The sequence below is a fragment of the Thermococcus sp. ES12 genome, assembly GCF_012027515.1.
Taxonomy (GTDB): Archaea; Methanobacteriota_B; Thermococci; order Thermococcales; family Thermococcaceae; genus Thermococcus; species Thermococcus barossii.
Map to the genome: position 1 here is coordinate 57,815 of NZ_SNUP01000002.1, position 19,990 is coordinate 77,804.

Below are 19,990 nucleotides of genomic sequence, written 5' to 3' on the forward strand. Positions count from 1 at the left end.
ACCGTTGATGCCCTTCTTCCTCCGGTGAGAGGCTTGAGGCTGGAGGTTCTAAGCAAGGATGATATGAACGCCCTCTCAAGGGAACTGAGCAGGGCGGGTATTATGAACAGAACCCTGGAAGACGTTACCCCTGAGATTTCCCACTACGTGGTCGTGAGGGGTACCTACGCCGAGCTGGTGGAGAAGGCGGAGGGGATAGAACCCCTCCAGGAGAGTCTGGACGAGCTGAAGTTTGCCTTTGAGGAGATAACCTCCGACTGGGAGGTGGGGGAGGGGAAGCCCCTCGACGGACTCTTCGACGAGTCCGATTTCGGCAGGCTGCTCGTGCTCACCGCCCTGATAGAGAGCGGTACCGTGGTTGAGGAAGACGGAAAACTCGTTCTCATGGAGAAACCCGTTCTCGACGGCCTCAGGGTGGAGCTCCGCTTCCCGATAGACGAGGTGGAGGATTACCTAGAGGAACTTGAGAGGCGCTTTGAAACGGGAATGATAACCGAGTACACGATGGAGAAGAGGTACTTCGTCGAGGTGATGGAGGTCGATAGGGAGCTGGTCGAGGCGGCACTTGAGATAGCCGAGGATTACGCCACGGAGGAGAGCATAGTCGAGGCGATGTTCGATGGGATAGCCCGCTCGGTTCTGGCGGACGTTATCCTGGAGCTGGCAAAGAAGCACAGGAAGAAGAACGACCTCATAGATGCCCTTCTGGAGAGGGAACCCATAGTGGTCGAGGGAGAGCGTGAGAGGCTGAACATATACTTCGACGAAGATGCAATAGAGGATTTCCTCAAGGAACTCCAGAGCCTCGGCTACCTGAAGGTCAAGGGCAACAGGATATGGGTCTAATCCCTCCCCTCTCTCCCACCTCTCCGTAAAATTTTAAAGGGACTTTTCTCACCTTAGCCCGGAGGTGGTGGCAGTGGCGGAGCTGAGGGCGGTTATATTCTACGACCGCGACGGCACCCGCTACTACCGCTGCCCGCGCTGTGGGATGCTCTTCAGAAACTCCAGGGACTACACGAGGCACGTCAACAAGGCCCACGGGCATCTCTTCAGGAAGTGACCTTTCTTTTTCCCCGGGATGAGGAGAACGGCCAGGCCTGAAAAGTGATGAGCGGTCTCGGGCTTGCCGACCGCTAGTCTCTGATTATTATCTCCTTCGTGAGCTTTACTATGAACGTCTTCCCAACCTTCTCCCTCTCGACGAGCTGCTTCTTCTCAAGTTCCTGGATGATCCTGCTTATCGTGGGTCTTGAGTAGCCAGTAAGCTCCGGAAGTTCCTCCTGCTTTATGACACCGCCCTTTTCCAGAATGGCCTTGACCACTATGCGCTCCTTCTCGGTCAACACCTCGATGGGCACCCTGTTGGCGGCCCAGCGCTTCTTGGCGTAGTAGAGGGAAACCGGAATTGCAACGGCCAGAGAGAGCAGTACTGCCGCAGCTATGGCTACCCAGTTCGTTTCCTTGGGCTGGGAAGGGAGCTTTATCTCAAGGTTCTCCTTGACCCAGTAGGTCTGGTAGCCCATGGCCTCAATCTTAGCTTGAACGTCCTTAGACATGCCTGCGCCCATCAGCTCCACGAGCTCCGGATGGAGCTTCTTTATCGCGTTGGCCGTCGAATCAGAGAGCGCATCCTCCTGGGTTAGCAGAAGGGGGTAGCCGTATATCATCGCCCACCTGGCCGCGGCCAGGGCCGAACCGTAGTCACTTGAGCTGGCAACGACGACTATATTGGCTCCATCCGGGTAGAAGTGCAGCGCCAGCTTTGCAGCGGTCTCAGTTCTAACCGCCCCGCCTATCCTCTCGACGATGAAACCCATGTTGAGCAGTTCATCCTGAACCCTGTCGCTGACCGCCTGGGAATCGCCTATTATGAGCACGTGGTTCCAGCCGAACTGAGCGTAGCTCTGAAGCTGGGCTATGGTTCCAGGGTCGAGCTCCTTCGGGTTAACGGGGAGAATCGGGACATCGAGCATCTTGGCGTAGGGAAGCGCAACGATGTAATCAATCATATCGTCGTTTCTGACAATGATTAAATCGTACTTGGGTTTCTCCCCGCCCTTTCCCTGGGCTGAGGAGAGGGGAATGAGGAACGAGGAAAATATGAGCAGGAGGAGTGCCAACGTCAAGGCCCTTTTAACCATTCCATCACCTGAAAAAAGGGTAGGGAAAGCTCCTTAAAAGGTTTTTCAAAGCTCCAGGGTTTCCCCGGGTTCGAGGACTACCACCTCAGCCTTGTCCCCAACGAGTTTTCTGAACTCCTCGGGGTCAGCTGAAATCGGAGGCCAGGTGTTGTAGTGCATCGGCACGACTTTCCTGGGCTTCAGGAACTCGACTGCCTTTGCTGCCTCCCGGATTCCCATCGTGAAGTGGCCGCCTATCGGAAGGAGCGCGACGTCTATCGGCCCGTAGAGCTCGGCGAAGAGCTCCATGTCCCTGAAGACAAACGTATCACCGGCGTGGTAAATCCTGACGCCGTCAAGCTCGATTATGTAGCCGCAGGCGCTTCCTATGCTGTACTTGCCGTCGCTGCTGGAGTGCCAGGCCGGAACCTGGACGATCTTGACCCCGTCAACCTCCGTCGGACCGTAGTTCATGCCGATGGTGGTTATGCCGCCCTCGCTCTCGACGAGGTAGTTGGCTATGTCGTACATGGCGACTATCTTAGCTCCGGTTCTCCTGGCTATCCCAGCCGCATCGCCGATGTGATCGCCGTGGGCGTGGGTTATGAGTATCAGGTCGGCCTCCACATCCTCAGGCTTAACTGCCGCTTTTGGATTGCCTGTCAGGAACGGGTCTATCAAGATCTTCCTGCTTCCCTCTATCAGGAAGGCCGCGTGGCCCAGAAACTTCACCTTCACCATGGTACCACCCGACGAATATAATAACCCGAGCTAACTTAAGTCTTTCGACCACACAAAATATGAACAGTAGTGTCCTTTTTAGCCCATCAGGGCTTTACTTATCCCCGTTCATGCTCATATTTGCCTCACTGTCCTTTTTAGGAAAGCTTATATAGAATTCCGCCGAGTTTAGGCCGGTGATGTGATGACGTTTGATTACTTCTTCAAGCCAAAGGCTATAGCGGTTATTGGGGCATCCAATGACCCGCTCAAGCTCGGCTATGAGGTCTTCAAGAACCTCAAGGATTACAAGGACGGCAAGGTTTATCCGGTGAACGTTAAGGATGAGGAAGTTCAGGGTGTCAAGGCCTACAAGAACGTCAAAGACATCCCTGACGAGGTGGAGCTGGCGGTTGTGGTGGTTCCAAAGAGGTTCGTCAAGGGCACGATAGAGGACTGCGGCGAGAAAGGCGTCAAGGGAATAATCCTCATCACCGCCGGCTTCGGCGAGGTCGGTGAGGAGGGCAAGAGGGAGGAGCGCGAGCTGGTGGAGATAGCCCACAGGTACGGGATGAGAATCGTCGGGCCGAACTGCGTCGGGATAATGAACACCCACAACGACATGAACGCCACCTTCGTGATGGACGCGAAGAAGGGGGACATCGCTTTCATCAGCCAGAGCGGAGCTTTGGGGGCAGGGATCATCTACAAGACCGTCAAGGAGGGCATAGGCTTCTCCAAGTTCGTTAGCATAGGCAACATGGCAGACGTTGATTTCTCCGAGTTCATGGAGTACCTGGCCGACACGGAGGAGGACAAGGCGATAGCCCTCTACATCGAGGGGCTGAAGGATGGCAGGCGGTTCATGGAGGTGGCCAAGCGCGTCACGAAGAAGAAGCCCGTCATCGTTCTCAAGGCAGGAAAGAGCGAGAGCGGAGCGAGGGCGGCATCTTCCCACACCGGCTCGCTCGCGGGTTCCTACAGGATATACGAGGCCGCCTTCAAGCAGAGCGGAATAATCGTCGCGGACACGATAGATGACATGCTCAGCATGGCCCGCGCTTTCACCCAGCCGCTCCCGAGGGGCAAGAGAGTTGCCATAATGACCAACGCCGGCGGCCCGGGGGTTCTCACCGCCGACGCCATAGACAGAAAGGGCCTGAAGCTGGCCGACCTGGAAGAGGAGACGATCGAGGGACTTCGCTCGTTCCTCCCGCCGATGGCGGCGGTGAAGAACCCGGTTGACATGATAGCCTCCGCCAGGGGGGAGGACTACTACAGGACGGCCAAGCTGCTCCTTGAGGACCCCAACGTTGACATGCTCATCAGCATCTGCGTTGTTCCAACCTTCGCGGGCATGACGCCGACGGAGCACGCCGAGGGTGTGGTCAGGGCGGTTAAGGAAGTGAACAACGGCAAGCCGGTTCTCGGGCTCTTCATGGCGGGATACGTGAGCGAGCCCGCGAAGGAGGTTCTGGAGAAGGCCGGCATCCCAAGCTACGAGAGACCGGAGGATGCCGCCGCGGCGGCATACGCCCTCGTCGAGTTTGCGAAGGCGAAGGGAGTTTTGAAGGAAGAGGAATGAGGTGATTTTGGATGGCGAAGGTTACCGACATAGTGTTGTGGGACAAGCCCGGGGAGAAGGTCATTCTCCTCGGCAACCAGGCGATAGCAAGGGGCGCACTGGAGGCGAACATAGCCGTTTTCGCGGCCTACCCCGGAACGCCCAGCTCGGAGCTCACCGATACGATGGCGATGGTTGCCAAGAAGGCCGGCGTTTACATGGAGTACTCCACCAACGAGAAGGTCGCCTTCGAGACGGCTCTAAGCGCCGCGTGGAGCGGTCTGAGGGCCATGACGGCCATGAAGCACGTTGGACTGAACGTCGCGGCCGACACTTTCCTCAGCGCCGTCGGAATGGGAGTGGAAGGCGGCTTCGTCATAATGGTGGCGGATGACCCGAGCATGTGGAGCAGCCAGAACGAGCAGGACACTCGCGTGTACGCGAAGTTCGCCAACGTGCCCGTTCTCGAACCCAGCGACCCGATGGAAGCCAAGGAGATGACGAAGTACGCCTTCGAGCTGAGCGAGAAGTTCAAGCACTTCGTCATACTAAGGACGACCACCAGAACCTCGCACGCCAGGGGAGACATAGTCCTCGGAGAACTTCCGGAGGAGATAAAGCAGGCCAAAAGGAAGTTCGGCAACTTCAAGAAGGACCCAAGCAGGTTCGTCGACATACCAGCCAACGCCAGGCGCTTCCACCCGCAGATTCTTGAGAAGATTGAGAAGATCCGCGAGGAGCTCAACGAGTGTCCGTTCAACTGGATTGAGGGCGACGAGAACGCCAAGGTCGGTATCATCGCTCCGGGACTTGCCTACTCCTACGTGAAGGAGGCCCTTCACTGGCTCGGCGTCGAGAACGTGAAGGTGCTCAAGCTCGGAACCCCGTTCCCCGTCCCCTACGGCCTTCTTGAGAAGTTCCTCGACGGCCTTGAGAAGGTTCTCATCGTGGAGGAGCTCGAACCGGTCGTTGAGGAGCAGGTCAAGACCTGGGCCTACGATAAGGGCTTGACTATCCCAATCCATGGCAAAGACCTCGTGCTGCGCGTTTACGAGATGACCACCAGGAGGGCGGTTGAGGCGATAGCGAAGTTCCTTGGCCTTGAGACCCCAATAAACTTCGAGGAGCTCGACGAGAAGTACAAGAAGGTCCAGGCGATGGTCCCGCCGAGGCCGCCGAGTCTCTGTCCTGCCTGTCCGCACAGGAACACCTTCTACGCCATAAAGAAGGCCGCGACTCCGAGGGCGATATTCCCGAGCGACATCGGCTGTTACACCCTCGGTGTCCTGCCACCGCTCAAGGCCGTTGACACCACCGTCGCGATGGGTGGCTCAATCGGCGTCGCACACGGCCTCAGCATAGCCCTGAACGGAAGCATAGCCGAGGAAGAGCACAAGAGGGGCAAGGAGAAGAAGGTCATCGTTGCCACCATAGGCGACTCGACGTTCTTCCACACGGGGCTCCCGGCTTTGGCGAACGCTATCTACAACCGCTCCAACGTCCTCATAGTCGTCGTTGACAACCTCGTTACGGCAATGACCGGCGACCAGCCGAACCCGGGAACCGGTGAGACACCTCACGGGCCAGGAAAGCAGATTAAGATTGAAGAGGTCGCAAAGGCCCTTGGAGCGGACTTCGTCGAGGTCGTTGACCCGTATGACATCAAGGCCACCACCGAGACCATAAAGAGGGCCCTCCAGGTCGAAGGGGTTAGCGTCGTAGTCACCAGGCGCGTCTGTGCACTCTACAGGATAGGGGAGCTCAGGAGGGCCAGGATACAGTGGCCCATCTACCAGGTCAACGAGGAGAAGTGTACCGGCTGTAAGATATGTATCAACGCCTACGGCTGTCCGGCCATCTACTGGGACGCCGAGACAGGAAAGGCCAAGATAGACGAGCTCATGTGCTGGGGTTGCGGCGGCTGTGCCCAGGTCTGTCCGTTCGATGCCTTTGAGAAGGTCAGGGAGGGAGAGCTATGAAGGAGTACAACATCGTTATCACCGGAGTTGGCGGCCAGGGTATCCTCACAGCGGCAAACCTTCTCGGCTGGGCCGCCCTCCGCGCCGGCTACAAGGTAAGGATGGGAGAGGTTCACGGAATGAGCCAGCGCTTTGGTTCGGTCATCGCCTACGTCCGCTTCGGCGAAGAGGTCTACGGTGCCATGGTTCCTGAGGGAAAGGCGGACGTCATACTGAGCTTTGAACCGGTTGAGGCGCTCCGCTACATCAACTACCTCAAGAAGGGCGGGCTGGTCTTCACCAACGCCAGGCCGATACCGCCGGTTCAGGTCTCCATGGGACTCGCCACCTACCCGAGCCTTGAGGAGATAAAGAAGGTCGTCGAGGAGGACTTCGAGGCCAAGTTCATGGCCTTCGACGCGGAAGAGCTCGCGATGAAGGCCGGCCACGTGATAACGACGAACGTCGTCCTCATAGGCGCGCTGACCCAGACGCCAGGCTTCCCGCTCTCGGCGGAGCACGTTAAAGAAGTCATCCGCGTCAGCGTTCCGCCGAAGGCTGTAGAGGTTAACATGAAGGCCTTCGAGCTCGGTGTCCAGGCGGCGAAGGAGATGCTGGGGCTCTGAAGCCCCATTTTTAACTATTCTGGTTTTCCCAGAAGGCCATTCCAAAGGGCTGCCAAAACTTTTATAACTTACCCCCGGGTAAGTAACTTACGGTGGGGTAAGTTGCTGTTCGACCTTCAGCCCAAGACGAGACGGGAGGATTTGTACGACAGGGAGAAGGAGTTTAGAGAGTTTGAAGATGCCCTCCACCTCGGGGAGAAGCTGGTTCTAATACTGGGAATAAGGCGCCTCGGAAAAAGCTCCCTCCTCAACGTTGCACTTTCCGAATCCAACCTACCCCACGCCAAAATAGACGTTCGCTCCCTGTACTTCACCCACGGCTCCATCCCACAGGAAATGCTCGCGAAAAGAATCCTGGGTTCGCTTATTAGCTCGCTCCCACCGAGTGGAAAGCTCAGGCTTGGCATGATTGAGGCACTTTCATCCATCAAAGGGCTCCGCCTCTCCGGGGTCCATGTGGAATTTGAGAAAAAACCCGATCTGGCTGAAATCCTGGAAAGGATAAACTCATGGGCAGAAAGCGAAGAGAAGCGGGTCGTCATAGCGTTCGACGAGGCCCAGTATCTCCGGCTTTCCGGGGTTCAGTACGATGGGCTGATAGCCTACGCGGTTGACAACCTTCCCGCCCTGACGTTCGTTCTGACGGGCTCGGAGGTTGGAATGCTCCACGACTTCCTCGGCCTGGACAATCCCAAAAAGCCGCTTTTCGGAAGGTACGCCAGGGAAATAACGCTGGAGAGATTCAGCAGGGAGCAGAGTATTGACTTTCTGGAGAGGGGTTTCAGGGAGCTCGGTATTGATGTGAGCCCCCCTGAGCTCGAACGGGCCGTTGACAGGCTCGATGGAATCGTGGGATGGCTGAGCATGTACGGCTATCTCAGGGGGGTGAGAAAACTCCCGGAAAAGGATGCCCTGAATGAGCTGTTTCATCGGGCGGAGGCCCTTGTAAAGGAAGAGCTCTCATCCCTGCTTTCGTACAGCAGGAGATATGGGCTCATACTGAAGGCCGTTGCCATGGGCAACGAAACGTGGAGCGAGATTAAGGAGTACCTCGAATTCAAAGTTGGAAGGATAAACGATGCCAAGTTCTCCCTTCTTCTGAAAAACCTGGTAAAGTACGGCTATCTCGATAAAGGCGCCAGTGGATACTCCATTCCCGACCCCGTTGTTGCGGAGGTCGTCAAGAAGGTCAAACTTACCCCCGGGTAAGCTCCTTACCCCAGGTACACTAAAGCTCCCACCATTCCCTGTGAACTGTTACCACACGCTGGACTGTTGACAGTGCCTCGTAGCTCGGTTTTAAAGGGCCTTTTTCCGGTTCGCCGCTTAAGTAGCCCTCAATAAACGCGGGTAGGCCTTCCATAAGCCCGACGTTGTAGCCCCCCTCGAAAATCACCGCGAGGGAATAGCGCGAGAGGGTTGCACCGGCGTAGCGGAAGAACCTCTCCGTCAGCCTGAGGGTCGTCAGGAGTTCACCCTGGAAGCCGTCGAAACCGGCGGAGACCACCACAACGTTCGGGTTAACCTCCTCAATGAGCGGCAGGACAACTTCCATCCACGCCAGGAGGTAATCGTCATCGGTAGCGTAGTGTGGCATGGGGATGTTTATCTTGCTCCCCTCGGCGTCCCTCCCACCGACGTCGTGTTCGTAGCCGCTCCAGGGATAGATGTCGCGCTCGTGGATGTCAATATGAATCACATCAGGGTCGTTCCAGAATATCTCCTGAGTCCCGTTGCCGTGATGGGCATCGAAGTCTATGACCAAGGCCGTTCCACCGAGTTCTTTGAGGGTGCGGGCCGCAAAGGCGCTGTTGTTGAAGATGCAGAAGCCGAGGGTTGAGGCGTTGAAGGCTTTTCCCGACCTCCCTGCGTGGTGTCCGGGTGGCCTGACGAGGGCCAGGTACATGCCGGGTCTCTTCAAAGCGGACTTTACCGCATCCCTTGCGGCACCCAGGGCTGTAAGTGCCGCTTCCCATGTGCCGGGGGATACGTAGGTATCGGGGTCAAGGTACCCGAATGCCCTGCCCAGCTCCCGGATTTTCCCAACGTATTCACCATCGTGTATCAGGAGAACCTCCTCAGCCGTCACCGGCTCCGGTTCGAGCACGTTATCCTCCTTCCAGAAGCCACATTCTCTGAGGCCTTTTATCGCGTAGTCTAACCTGGTAGGATTCTCCGGATGGTAGCCCTCCGGCCTGTGCTCCCTGAAGATGGGGGAGTAAAAGATTCTGAGGGACAAGAGGGTTTCACCACTCTTCCTCTTCCTCGATGAGGCCGTACTTCTCAAGCTCGCGGAGGAGCTTTCTAACGGCCTCCCATGCGTCGTGCTCGCTCTTCGCTCCAGAGCAGACTATCTTTCCGGACGAGAAGAGCAGTATTACCGCCCTCGGCTCTTTGACGCGATAGATAACGCCGGGGAACTGCTCGGGTTCGTACTCACAGTTGGGCAGGCTCAAAGCAACGGCATCGAGGTTGAACTCCATGCCTATGTCTCCGCTGAAGACCATGTTCTGGATGTCTATCTGGGGCGCGCGTTGGAACTTGGCTCCAATCTTCTTGAGCATCTGGATGAGCTTGTTGACGGCGCGCTCTATGTCCTCGACGCTTTTTGCCCCCGTGACGACGAGCTTGCCGGAGCTGAATATCAGGAGGGCAACCTTCGGTTCCTCGAAGCGGCATATTATCCCCGGAAACTCCTCGGGATTGTACTTGGAGTTGGGGCATATTTCGATGACCTTCTCAAGGTTGAGCTGCGTAAAAAGATCCACAGAAGCAACGATATTTTCGATTCTGAGCTTTACATTGCTCATGTCTACCAAGGCTTACACCTCCAGATGGTGGGTTTAAAAACCCTTTATAAATGAGGCGGGTTGAGTTTTTAAATGTTTATGCTCAAAAAGGCACATTGAAAGGAAAGAAAGGTCAGAGATATGTTTCAACCAAAATTTTTCCAGCCTCGGTGAGACCCTTGCTCCCAAGGAAGCCAAGCTCGCGGAGCATTGTCAAAGCTTTCTTTATCTCATCGTCGCTCAGGCTGAGGTGCTTCCGGATAACGTCTACTTCCTCCATCTTGTAACCCCTGACTTCACCCTTCTCCTTCCAAATCCTGTTGAAGGTCTCGATGTTCTCGTAGATGACCCTGAGAACGTTGTAGAGGGTCGGAGTCACGCTGAACTTGACACGGACTATCTCTTGGAGCTTCGCGTTCTCAAGGGCCGTCTTGACCCTCTCTCCGAGCTCAGTGAGCTTGACCATGCCGTTCTGCAGCTCGACGACGAAGCCCTTGGCCTCGGCCTCGCCTATGGCCCTGGTTATCTCCTTCTCGTCGCCGCCGACGTAGTCCCTGACCAGTTCAACCAGCTCGTCGCGGTGGATGTACCTCTTCCTTGGAACCTTCGCCAGTATCGCGGCATCGTAGCGCGTTATGAAGGGCCTCCTCCTTATCGAGCGGCTCAGCCTGAGGTAGAACCTGCCCTTGTCGGTGACGCCGGCCCTTACAACGCCCTCCTCCTGGGCCTTCAGAACCCACTCCGCTATGGGAACGTCGCCACTCTCCGCGTAGGTTACTGCCTTCATGGCATCGGGACTCACGGTTCCGAATTTTATGGCCCCCCTGCCCCACTCGGTGAGCCAGTAGGTGTCCTTGTTCTTAACGAGCCTCCTCTCGACGAGCTCTTTGCTCTCGAGGAGGTGGAGTATCGCCCCGAGGTCTTCGACTTCGACGCGCCTGGCGATTTCCTTCTCAGTTGGCAGTATCTCGGGGTTGGTCTCGTACTTCTCCTCGATCTCCTTGATGGCCTTGAGAACCGCCAGCCCGTCGTCGAGCAGGTATATCGGGAGGACCTTCTCCTCAACCGTACCCATCGCCTCGTAGGTCTCCATCATGGCTTTTCCGAACTCCGTCGTGCCCTTCTCGTCGCTCAGCCCCATGCTCTCCAGCTCTGCGTTGCTCCTTCCCGCCTTCAACGCCTCGAAGTCCTCCTTCCTGAGGACTATGGCCCTGGCAAACACGGGTATCATGCTTATCGCTTTGAGCGCGAGCCTTGCAGCCGGAGTGGTCGCGAAGGCCCTGCCCTTCTCTGTCGGCGGCGAGATCAGGAGCAGGCGCATGGCCTGGAGGGCGTTGACTATGTTGTCGCCGTAGAGCCGGGAGTTCTTGAAGGTGATCAGCTCGTCGAGGGTGCCGAGCTTGGGCATCCCCCTGAGGAACGAGACTATCTCAGGCGTGAGGTAAACGACAGGGTGCGTCTCGCGGTAGATCTCCAGCAGGGCCCTTCCGAACTCCGTTAAACCGTTCTCATTTGCCAGCTTCCTCTCCCTCAGCGTCTCAAGCCAGTTCTCCGGCACATTTCCGGTTTCCGCCAAGAGCTCCAGCATCTTCATTGTCTCGGTGTCGGCTATAAGGTCGGGAAGCTCGTCGAGGTTGAGAGAGTCGGTGATTTCAAGCAGCTTCCTCCCGGCCTCGGTTAGCTTTATCGTCCCGTCTCCAAGCTGGGCAAAGCCGAGGATGTAGAGCTCTATCGCCCTTATCTGGAACTCCTCGGGCAGTTTGGCCTCGATTTCGGCCTGACTCTGGGTTTCCTTCATCTCCCTGAGTATCTCAAGGTGTCTCCTTTTTAGGTACATGAGCATCCCTCCATTTTTTGACGGGAATTTTTCTAACCAGAATTTTTTAAAACTTTCGGTGAATAAAAATTGGCAAGACTTAAAAAGTGCCTGCATGAAGGGAACATGGTGATGCAAATGAGAAACACGATGGTTTTAGTAAGGACCGACAACTTCCAGAAGGCCAGCATAGCACTGGCAGACCTGGTGCGCTACGGCGGAATGCAGATACGCGGCGATCCGAGGATAATCCCCCCGGCACTCTCGGACTGGGCCTTTGAAAAGATAAGCGGCGAGAAGCCGAGGAGGCGCTTCAGGGCCCACGTGATTGCTCAGATAGACCTCCCTCCGGCAAAGGCGATAGGCAGACTGATGGACATCCACCCGCCGGCCCATATACTCGTCATTCCTCCCGACACGGAGGTCTGGGAGGAACTGATCCGCCTCTGGAGCACCTTTGAGAAGCTCAAGGGCTTCCATCCTCCGAAGAGAACCAAAGCGGAGGAGCTCAGGAAGGAGAGGGAGCGGGAAGAGAGGGAGTGGGAGCTGGAGGAGTTTTAACTCCTCCTTGGTCTTCCTCGGAGGGCACTTCTCACCACCCTTGAGAACTTCGAATCCGGCCTGGAGATCTTCCCTGTACGGTAAATCAAGGCAGAACCTCAAGCCCTTCAGCCATTCCAGCTTCCCTCAGATCGCTGTCGAGGGTTCCGAGGAGTTTAATTCCAAACGTGAGGCACGTTGCAAGGATTATCGCGTCGTTTGGTAGCAGGTTGTGCTTCACCATCATTCCATACGCCAGCTCCAGGACGTCATCATCCGCTGGAAGGACATGAAACTGTTCGAGGAAATCCTTGGGTTCAGATGGCGACAGGACTTCATCTATCTCCCGCCGCTTCTTGACGGTAAAAGGAGAGACACCCGTTTTAAGGGCAATGTAGTGGAAGAGGAACTCGCTGAAAACAATGTCGTTGATGACGGGAATCAGTTCCTGCCGGAGGATTTCCTCAAAGAGGGCAACGGCGGAAGGATTGCCCTTCAAACCCTCGATCAAAACAGATGAGTCCAGGAAAATCATCTCACTGGAGGTACCACTCCTCCTCATCGATATCCCCCTTGAACCTACCGAGGTACTTCGTGAGGACGTCCCGTTTCAGCCCTCTACCCAGCTCCCGCTCGATTAGGATTTTTATCTTTTGCTCGATGAGGCGCTCCATCCCTCGGGGCACCTTAACCACTATCTCTCCCATCACACTCACCGGCATAATATGGAAGACAGGAAAATTTAAACCTCACTTCTTCCGCTTCTTGATCTTGATGTTGGCTATGTCGCCGAGGGTCGGCTCGTAGTCCTTGGGAATCGAGGTCTTCTTCTCAATCTCGGTCTCGGTGCGCTCGATGAGGGTTATCTTGAAGTACTTCTCCAGCTTCTTAGCCTCCTTTATCGTCGGCTCACGGTAGCCGTGGGCTATGGCGCGGAGGTCGTTCATCGAGAGGCCTATCTCGTGGGAAAGCTCCTCGTAGCTTTTGCCGCTCTTCTGGATAGCCCTGTAAACCCTCTCGGCGTAATCCTCCACTATCTCCTCGGTGTACAGCGGTCTCTCTGTTCTCGGTTTGGACGGTCTCGGCCTGGCCGGACGTGAATAAGTCCTCCTGGCAGGCTGCCTGCCGGTCGGCATGATGCTGAAGGTTCCGGGCTTCTTTCCGCCGTACTTCTCGTAGCAGCGGTCGCAGACTAAAACTTCAGCCCCTTCAAGCCTTATCCTGTGCCCCGGCCCCCTTATCGGAGCACCGCATATCTCGCAGTATCTAGGCTTGGCTTTCCCCATCTCAACCACCTTCGTTCCACACTTAAGGCTCGGAGTCAGACTTTTTAAACCCCACGATGAGCCTATATTGATGAGCGGGATAAGGATAGAGAGGCTCCAGCGGCTCGACCAAGAAACGCTGGAGAGGCTCATTAAAATTTACATGAGGGGCTACGAGGGAATGCGCGAGTACGGCGGTGAGGGCGAGAGCTACGCTAAGCGCTACCTCCGCTGGTGCTGGAACAAGGCAAAGGACGGCTTCTTCGTTGCAAGGGTAGGGGACGAGATAGCGGGCTTCATCGTATGCGACAACGACTGGTACAGCAAGTACGAGGGAAGAACCGTCGGAGCGGTTCACGAGTTCGTGGTGGACAGGCGCTTCCAGGGACACGGCATAGGACATATGCTCATGGAGAAGTGCCTGGAGTACCTGGGGAAGCACAACGACAGGGTGGAACTCTGGGTGGGCGAGAGAAACGAGAAGGCCATCAAGTTCTACGAGGGCTACGGCTTTAAGAAAGTCGGCCAGAGCGGGATATGGGTTAGAATGGTGAAGGACCTGAGAAGGGGAAACAATGAAAAACCGCCGGGGGATAGTTGATGCCGTGCATAAAACCACCCCAGCCCGAGAAGGTGAGAGACTTGAAAGAGGAAAGCTTCATACGCGAAGGTAAGGGCAGACTGAGAGTCCTCATTGAAAGCGAGGGGGAGAAAATTGAAACGAGCATGAGCGGCTCCCTGAAGAGCGTCGATGAGATAGCCGAGATGCTGGGCGTCGAGGCCAGAGACGGGAGGATAGAGACCGTCGTTGACGGGGTGAAAGTCCGGGCAGAGCGGGGAAAGCTGGAGATGGAGTTCGAGAACGGTGACAGGCTGAGGATAGAGAAGGCATAGCTCAGCCCGTCGAGATGAGGATTACCCCCATCCCGGTGAGGAGTATGGCGTAGAGGAGCCTCCTTGTGAAGGGCTCCTTTAGGAAAATTACTGCCAAGAGAGCGGCCATAATCGGGCTGGACTCCGCCGCAGGGGTGGCTATGCTCGAACCCGCCTCCTTTATTGCCGTCGTGAAGAAGCAGTGTCCCAGGAAGGTCCCAAGAAAGGCCACGAGAAAAACGGTCCCCCAGTTCCTCGCCCTCATCCTCCTTACGTCCGGCAGTATTCTTGGCACGAAGACGATGCCCCCAAGGGCACCGAAGCTTATTCTCAGGCCCGCTATCACCAGGGGGTTGTTGCCCGTCACGAGCCAGTCCGTCATGACTATGGCCACGGCCCAGAGGAGCTGGGCACCGGCACTGAAGAGGACTCCCCGGGGCTCGAGCCTTCCCTCGCGCGATTCCCCCATGAGTATCGCCACCGCGAGGATTATCAGAACTGCACCCACACCAATTTGAACGGTCAGCGACCTGCCAAGGAATACGTGCGCCAGAAGCATCGTCAGTATTGGGTAGGGTGTAACGAGGAGGGCCGCCCTGGAGACGCCCAGTATTTTGATGGACTCAAAGAAGAGCCAGTCCCCGAGAGTAAAGCCGATTATCGCCGACAGTACAAGCACGGCAAAACCCTGAGTTCCGAGGGGAGGGATGCCGTAGACCCCCAGAATCCCGAGGTACAGAAAACCCCCAATGAAGAGCCTCAAAACGTTGAGGGAAAGTGAACTGATGCCCCGCATGGAAACCCTGGCGAACAGCGAGCCAACAGCCCACAGAAGGGCAGCGATGAGGGCGAAGGCGACCCCTATGACGACGCTCATGCTACAGGCTGCGAGAGATTAGCTTAAAAAGGTTAAGGAAAAATAGGGGGGTCATTTCACCGGAGGTCTGAACTTGTAGCCGTAGAGGATTATTCCGTCCTCCTCGAACTCCCTTATCTTCTTGGTGACGACCTCGACCTCCATTCCGAAGTCTATCTCCTCCGGGTCGACGTCGGTCAGCTGGGCCAGAACGACGGGTCCCTCCTCAAGCTCCACGAGCGCCAGCGGGAAGGGCTTGTAGTACTCGAAGCCGCTCGGCGGGTTTCTAACGATAGTCCAGCTAAGGACCTTTCCCTTTCCGCTCAGCTCGACCTCCTCGATGTTCCTGGAACCACAGACGGGACAGACGGGCCTCTTCGGGAAGTGGACATGGCCGTTCTCACACTTTCCGCCAATGAGCATGTACTTCTCACGGAAGTGCCTCCAGTAGCGGGAAACCTGCATCGGGCGCGCCATTTCAGACCCTCCTAAAGACGTTGACGGTTATGTTCGAACCGGTTCCACCTATGTTCTGAGTCAGGCCGATTTCCGCATCCGGCACTTGGCTCGGTGCCTCGCCGCGGAGTTGGAGAACTGCCTCAACCGTCTGGTAAACACCGGTCGCTCCAACGGGGTGACCCCTCGCTTTAAGTCCACCCATTGTCTGGATTGGATAGTCGGCGTCAATCGCTATTTGACCCTCCTGGGCCAGCTTTGCTCCCTCTCCCTTCTTCGCAACGCCGAGGGCTTCGAGGCTTAGCGCCGCCATGACGGTGAAGGCGTCGTGAACCTCGAAGAAGTCTATGTCCTTTGGCTCGACACCCGCCATCCTGTACGCCCTCTCAGCGGCTACCTTTGCCGCCTTGAGGGTGAGGAGGTCATCACGGTTGGCGAGATTGATGGTGTCAATAGCCCTGCCCATTCCGGCAACTTCCACCCACTTCTCCTTCGGAACCCCGAGCTCCTGGGCCTTCTCGGGGGTGGTGATTATGACCGCGGCGGCGCCATCGCAGACGGGCGAGGCGTCGAAGAGCTTGAGCGGGTCGGCAACGTATGGGCTTCTCATAACTGTCTCAACCTTAATGGGGCGCTTGAACATCGCGTAGGGGTTCTTGGCACCGTTGGCATGGGCATTGACCGCGAAGAGAGCCAAGTCCTCCTCGGTGTAGCCGTATGCCTTCATGTAGTAGCGCATTATGAGGGCGTTGAGGGCAACGAAGCTGGCCCCGTGGAAGAGCTCCCACTCGGCGTCGGCCGCATAGGCCAGGTATCTAGTGGCGTCGCTCGGCCATGCGTCGGTCATCTTCTCGACTCCGACAACAGCAACAACGTCCTCAAGACCGCTGAGAACGGCTTTAACGCCCTCCTGTACCGCGGCACCGCCACTGGCACAGGCGGCCTCGACCTTGACAGCGGGGATGTTCCCGAGGCCCGCCCAGTCGGCTATGAGCGCGCCGAGGTTCTCCTGCTCGACGAACGAGCCGGAAACCATGTTTCCAACGTAGAGCGAATCAACCTTGTCGATTCCAGCGTCGTCCATGGCGTTGAGAAGCGCCTCAACGGCGAGGTCCCTCAGCCCAATCTTCCAGTGCTCACCAACCGGGGTCATACCGGCACCGATTATGACTGCCTTCCTCATCTCGACCACCTCACAGTATGTACTTCCTCCTTGCCTTCGCGTAGAGGGCGTAGTCTATGTACTTCTTCCTGTTCACGTAGTCCATGGTCTTTGGAGCGAGGTCGCGCTTCTCCTCTATGGCGTCCTGAACGACTATGCTGAAGGCGTCGCTTCCGGCTCCGGAACCAAAGCTTACCCACAGAATCCTGTCCCCGGGCTTGGCGATGTCGAGAACGGCGGAGACGCCGACCATCGTGGCGCCGCTGTAGGTGTTTCCGATTATCCCTGTGAGCAGGCCAGGAAGAATCTTCTCCTTGGGGATTCCGAGTATTTTGCCAACGGTGAGCGGGAACTTGACGTTTGGCTGATGGAATACCGCGTAGTCGAAGTCGTTCACCGTAAGACCCAGCTCCTCCATGAGGGTCTTGGCGGCGTTGACTATGTGGTGGAAATATGCCGGCTCGCCGGTAAAGCGGTTCCCGTGCCTCGGGTAGTGCTCGTGTTGCCTCCTCCAGAAGTCCGGCGTGTCGGTAACGTATGAATAGCTGCCCTCAAAATAAGCAACGGTCTCGCTGCTCTTCTCGCCGACTATGAAGGCCGCACCTCCAGCGCCTGCCGTGAACTCCAGGTGGTCGCCGGGCCTCCCCTGGGCGGTGTCGGCACCGATGGCCATCGCGTAGTCCGCCATCTCCGAGCCGACGAAGCCGATGGCGGTCTGAAGTGCCTCGGTTCCGGCCTTGCAGGCGAACTCAAAGTCCGCCGTGCTCACATCGGGAGTTGCACCGATGGCTTCGGCTATTACAGTTCCGGTGGGCTTGACGGCGTAGGGCTTGCTCTCGCTTCCGAACCAGACGGCCCTGATGAGCGTTGGGTCAATGCGGGCCCTCCTGAGGGCGTTGCGAGCGGCCTCAATTCCTATCGTGAGTGCATCCTCGTCAAGGCCTGGAACGGCTTTCTCCTGTATCGGGAAGCTGGAAACTCCCCAGACCCTTCCTATCTCTTCGGCTTTGATTCTATACATCGGGACGTAGGCACCGTAGCCAACGATGCCGACTTCGCGCCTTGGCTTCAGGAGCTTTTTCATGGGGCATCACCTACAAAAGCTGAACGTAACTCCGCCTAAGGTTCATGGGGGAGTTATAAAAGCCTTTCGGTGAAAGTAAAAGAGCTTTTCGACGATTGGCGATAAAAAGGGGCGGAAAACGAAAGATGTTTTTACGGCTTCCTGACAACGAAGAGCGCGTGGTCCTTCTCATAGGGCTCAAGCGAAAGCCTCTCAACGACCTCGAAGTACTCGGAAAGCTCCTTCTCGACCTCCTTGAAGACCTGCTCCGGCTCCTTGGTGACGTCAATGCTCCTGCTCTTGACGCTTATCATGCCGTAGCCGCCGCTTTTCAGATAGACCCTCGCGTTGTCTATGAGTATCTTCGCCTGCGTCGGCTGGGCGACGTCCTCGAAGATGACGTCGACCTTGGGAACCAGCGCACGGTAGCCCTCAGGCTTGGTGGCATCGCCGAGTATGGGCACGATGTTCCTGCGTTCCTCCACAATAGGAACCAGCTCCCTCAGAACCCTCGGCGAGAACTCCACTCCGAAAACCTTCCCCTCCCAGCCAACGATGTCGCTGACGTGTGAGGCTGTGGTACCGCTGGCAACGCCGAGGTAGAGAACCTTTGAGCCAGGCTTAATCGGGAAGTTCTTGAGGCCGTTTAGTATGGCCGCGGCAAGCTTTGAGCGCCTTGGGTTCCACACCCTGTACTCCTCGCCTTCAAACTTTATCAGCCTCTCGCCGTAGACCTTCTGGCCCGGAACGAGATTCTTGGTGGCTATCTTCTCGCTCCCGTCCTCATCAACGAAGACGTAAACGCCGGGGAACCTGTGCTTCTTAATCCTCATTTACCTCACCTCTTGCCGCCCTTACCCTTCTTCTTTTTCTTTTTGTCCTTTTTCCCTTTCATTTTCTCCTTCTTCTCGAACTTCCTGCCCTTCTCGCCCTTTCCTTTCTTCTTGCCCTTCGCCTTTTCCTTCTTTTTCTTGGCAGGCTTAGCCTTCCTCTTCGGCGGGTTCGGGTACTTCTCCTTAATCTCCTGAATGCGCTGCTCTATCTCCTGCTTCAGCTCCTCGGCGATGTATTCGCCGGAGAAGTAGTCAACCCTGGCCGCTATGGCGAGCTTTCCTGCCAGGGCCCTTGCTATCTTACCCCTCTGCCACCAGGGCGAGCGGTTTATCGCTGGGTACTGGAAGATGACCCCGTGCTTTGGAGGTTTAGCACCGCTCCTCAGGTGTCTGAAGAGGGCCTTTTCAGCTCCAAGGACCTGTATGGTCGACGCGGGCATCATGGCGAGCTCCTTAAGCCCGCCCGCAAGGCTGAGCAGCCTGGCGCCGAGCTTCGCACCGACCAATGCCTTGAGGTTCGGCGCGACCTCGTCCATGGCCGTCTCAAGGTAGTCCTCTATCTGCTCCCTGAGCTTGTAGAGGTCGCTTATCTCGCTCGCGAGCTTGACGATTATCTCGGCGTCGAACTTGCCGAGCGGGGCTCCCATGGAGCTCTCCGCGGCCTTGATTATCTTCTCAATCTTGCCCTCAGGGAGACCAAGGCTCTTGAGCTTCTCCTCGCTCACGTTCTCCCTCGGGCCGACTGTCTTGACGAAGGCAACGTACTGCTGGTGCTTGGGAAGGATTTCATCCAGCTCCGGGAAGTGAAGGCTGTACCACTCCCTGAGGCGCGAGACGAGGAGGTTGATGACCTTGTCTATGTCGTCAAGGGACTCGATTGCCTGGATTATCATCTTGTCGCGCGCGCCGCTCTGCTCCTGTATGCGGAGCCTGGTGAGAGCGACGCCAACGCTGAAGTACTCCTCAAACCAGTTCTCGCCGAGGAACTCCTCTGGGCTTGAGCGGAGCTTTTCTCCCGCTATGTTCGGGAACTCGGCGGTGGCGTTGTAGCCGAGCTCCTTCAGGGCCCTGCTCAGCTCAGAGTCTTCTACCACGAACTCGTCGTAGCCCCTCTCCTTAAGCTCTTCGAGGAACGAGATTAGCTCATCGCTCGGCTCGCCCTTCAAAAGTCTGTCAAGGCTGTTCTCGGGTTTTCCGGAGAAAACCCTCTGATCAATGAGATTACCGCCCTCGTCAAAGGCGTATATGCCCCTGACGTTCTCGGCAAGGTACGCTTTCATCATCATCACCCTCTCAGTTTTTGTCTCCGAAGTATAAAAGGCATACCCCTTTTAAGTCATACCGCT

At 56.6% G+C, this 19,990-nt stretch carries 23 protein-coding genes; 9 read left to right on the forward strand and 14 right to left on the reverse strand.

Annotated features, from left to right (window positions below; translation table 11 throughout):
* Window positions 1–33 precede the first annotated feature (33 nt).
* Together E3E37_RS05065 and E3E37_RS05070 are read left to right on the forward strand one after the other, a co-directional pair.
* Window positions 34–846, forward strand: coding sequence for a hypothetical protein (locus E3E37_RS05065; protein ID WP_167716270.1), 813 nt, complete (start codon window positions 34–36; stop codon window positions 844–846).
* Window positions 847–913: 67 nt separating this feature from the next.
* Window positions 914–1,063 carry a nucleotide-binding protein gene (locus E3E37_RS05070; RefSeq protein WP_371731686.1) on the forward strand — a complete coding sequence of 50 codons (150 nt, stop codon included), beginning with the start codon at window positions 914–916 and terminating at the stop codon, window positions 1,061–1,063.
* Between the two features lie 73 nt (window positions 1,064–1,136).
* Here E3E37_RS05070 and E3E37_RS05075 read toward each other — a convergent pair whose 3' ends face one another.
* The gene (locus E3E37_RS05075) at window positions 1,137–2,144 is read right to left on the reverse strand and encodes a cell wall-binding repeat-containing protein (protein WP_167715548.1); all 1,008 of its coding nucleotides are present in this window, start codon (window positions 2,142–2,144) and stop codon (window positions 1,137–1,139) included.
* A 45-nt stretch (window positions 2,145–2,189) separates the two neighbouring features.
* Entirely contained in the window at window positions 2,190–2,864 is a 675-nt protein-coding gene (locus tag E3E37_RS05080; protein WP_167715550.1) for a metal-dependent hydrolase, read from the reverse strand.
* Between the two features lie 184 nt (window positions 2,865–3,048).
* Here E3E37_RS05080 and acs point away from each other — a divergent pair, with 184 nt between their 5' ends.
* The 4 genes from acs (at window position 3,049) to E3E37_RS05100 (ending at window position 8,200) form a co-directional block, all read left to right on the forward strand.
* A complete protein-coding gene (gene acs, locus E3E37_RS05085; protein WP_167715552.1) occupies window positions 3,049–4,428 on the forward strand; it encodes an acetate--CoA ligase alpha subunit in 1,380 nt (459 codons plus the stop codon).
* A gap of 11 nt (window positions 4,429–4,439) precedes the next feature.
* Entirely contained in the window at window positions 4,440–6,386 is a 1,947-nt protein-coding gene (gene iorA / locus E3E37_RS05090; RefSeq protein ID WP_167715554.1) for an indolepyruvate ferredoxin oxidoreductase subunit alpha, read from the forward strand.
* A complete protein-coding gene (locus tag E3E37_RS05095; RefSeq protein WP_167715555.1) occupies window positions 6,383–6,991 on the forward strand; it encodes an indolepyruvate oxidoreductase subunit beta in 609 nt (202 codons plus the stop codon). Before iorA ends, E3E37_RS05095 begins: the two co-directional genes overlap by 4 nt.
* A gap of 102 nt (window positions 6,992–7,093) precedes the next feature.
* Entirely contained in the window at window positions 7,094–8,200 is a 1,107-nt protein-coding gene (locus E3E37_RS05100) for an ATP-binding protein (protein ID WP_167715557.1), read from the forward strand.
* A gap of 19 nt (window positions 8,201–8,219) precedes the next feature.
* Here the strand turns inward: E3E37_RS05100 and E3E37_RS05105 are convergent, their stop codons facing one another.
* The 3 genes from E3E37_RS05105 to E3E37_RS05115 form a co-directional block, all read right to left on the reverse strand.
* Complete coding sequence (locus E3E37_RS05105; RefSeq protein WP_167715559.1) at window positions 8,220–9,230, reverse strand: histone deacetylase family protein; 1,011 nt, start codon at window positions 9,228–9,230, stop codon at window positions 8,220–8,222.
* Between the two features lie 7 nt (window positions 9,231–9,237).
* Window positions 9,238–9,810: a TATA-box-binding protein gene (locus tag E3E37_RS05110; protein ID WP_055430193.1), complete on the reverse strand. Its 573-nt coding sequence runs from the start codon at window positions 9,808–9,810 to the stop codon at window positions 9,238–9,240.
* Window positions 9,811–9,913: 103 nt separating this feature from the next.
* Window positions 9,914–11,623 carry a DUF505 family protein gene (locus tag E3E37_RS05115; RefSeq protein WP_240921923.1) on the reverse strand — a complete coding sequence of 570 codons (1,710 nt, stop codon included), beginning with the start codon at window positions 11,621–11,623 and terminating at the stop codon, window positions 9,914–9,916.
* Between the two features lie 111 nt (window positions 11,624–11,734).
* On the opposite strand from E3E37_RS05115, the gene E3E37_RS05120 reads away from it, so the two are divergent.
* Entirely contained in the window at window positions 11,735–12,157 is a 423-nt protein-coding gene (locus E3E37_RS05120; RefSeq protein ID WP_167716274.1) for a DUF356 domain-containing protein, read from the forward strand.
* An 85-nt stretch (window positions 12,158–12,242) separates the two neighbouring features.
* Here the strand turns inward: E3E37_RS05120 and E3E37_RS05125 are convergent, their stop codons facing one another.
* Genes E3E37_RS05125 through E3E37_RS05135 form a run of 3 tightly spaced genes read right to left on the reverse strand, consistent with a single transcriptional unit; the run spans window position 12,243 to window position 13,422 of the window.
* On the reverse strand, window positions 12,243–12,698 hold the full coding sequence (locus E3E37_RS05125; RefSeq protein ID WP_240921924.1) for a type II toxin-antitoxin system VapC family toxin: 456 nt from the start codon (window positions 12,696–12,698) through the stop codon (window positions 12,243–12,245).
* A complete protein-coding gene (locus E3E37_RS05130) occupies window positions 12,673–12,852 on the reverse strand; it encodes a hypothetical protein (RefSeq protein WP_167715474.1) in 180 nt (59 codons plus the stop codon). Before E3E37_RS05130 ends, E3E37_RS05125 begins: the two co-directional genes overlap by 26 nt.
* A 33-nt stretch (window positions 12,853–12,885) precedes the next feature.
* A complete protein-coding gene (locus E3E37_RS05135; protein ID WP_167715561.1) occupies window positions 12,886–13,422 on the reverse strand; it encodes a multiprotein bridging factor aMBF1 in 537 nt (178 codons plus the stop codon).
* Window positions 13,423–13,492: 70 nt separating this feature from the next.
* On the opposite strand from E3E37_RS05135, the gene E3E37_RS05140 reads away from it, so the two are divergent.
* The gene (locus E3E37_RS05140; protein WP_088865174.1) at window positions 13,493–14,002 is read left to right on the forward strand and encodes a GNAT family N-acetyltransferase; all 510 of its coding nucleotides are present in this window, start codon (window positions 13,493–13,495) and stop codon (window positions 14,000–14,002) included.
* Window positions 14,002–14,295, forward strand: a complete 294-nt coding sequence (locus tag E3E37_RS05145) for a hypothetical protein (protein WP_088865175.1) — start codon at window positions 14,002–14,004, stop codon at window positions 14,293–14,295. The genes E3E37_RS05140 and E3E37_RS05145 overlap by 1 nt, the downstream gene beginning before the upstream one ends.
* Window position 14,296: 1 nt before the next feature.
* On the opposite strand, the gene E3E37_RS05150 is transcribed toward E3E37_RS05145, so the two are convergent.
* The 6 genes from E3E37_RS05150 to E3E37_RS05175 all read right to left on the reverse strand — a co-directional run bounded on the left by E3E37_RS05150 (window position 14,297) and on the right by E3E37_RS05175 (window position 19,924).
* Entirely contained in the window at window positions 14,297–15,151 is an 855-nt protein-coding gene (locus E3E37_RS05150; protein ID WP_167715563.1) for a DMT family transporter, read from the reverse strand.
* Between the two features lie 51 nt (window positions 15,152–15,202).
* Window positions 15,203–15,607 (reverse strand): Zn-ribbon domain-containing OB-fold protein, encoded by a 405-nt coding sequence (locus tag E3E37_RS05155; RefSeq protein WP_088865177.1) that lies wholly within the window; start codon window positions 15,605–15,607, stop codon window positions 15,203–15,205.
* 1 nt (window position 15,608) lies between these two features.
* Window positions 15,609–16,769, reverse strand: coding sequence for a thiolase domain-containing protein (locus E3E37_RS05160; RefSeq protein ID WP_088865178.1), 1,161 nt, complete (start codon window positions 16,767–16,769; stop codon window positions 15,609–15,611).
* A gap of 10 nt (window positions 16,770–16,779) precedes the next feature.
* The gene (locus tag E3E37_RS05165) at window positions 16,780–17,832 is read right to left on the reverse strand and encodes a hydroxymethylglutaryl-CoA synthase (protein ID WP_088865179.1); all 1,053 of its coding nucleotides are present in this window, start codon (window positions 17,830–17,832) and stop codon (window positions 16,780–16,782) included.
* 131 nt (window positions 17,833–17,963) lie between these two features.
* Window positions 17,964–18,644, reverse strand: a complete 681-nt coding sequence (locus E3E37_RS05170; protein ID WP_088865180.1) for a fibrillarin-like rRNA/tRNA 2'-O-methyltransferase — start codon at window positions 18,642–18,644, stop codon at window positions 17,964–17,966.
* Between the two features lie 5 nt (window positions 18,645–18,649).
* Window positions 18,650–19,924 carry a C/D box methylation guide ribonucleoprotein complex aNOP56 subunit gene (locus E3E37_RS05175; protein ID WP_167716278.1) on the reverse strand — a complete coding sequence of 425 codons (1,275 nt, stop codon included), beginning with the start codon at window positions 19,922–19,924 and terminating at the stop codon, window positions 18,650–18,652.
* Window positions 19,925–19,990 lie beyond the last annotated feature (66 nt).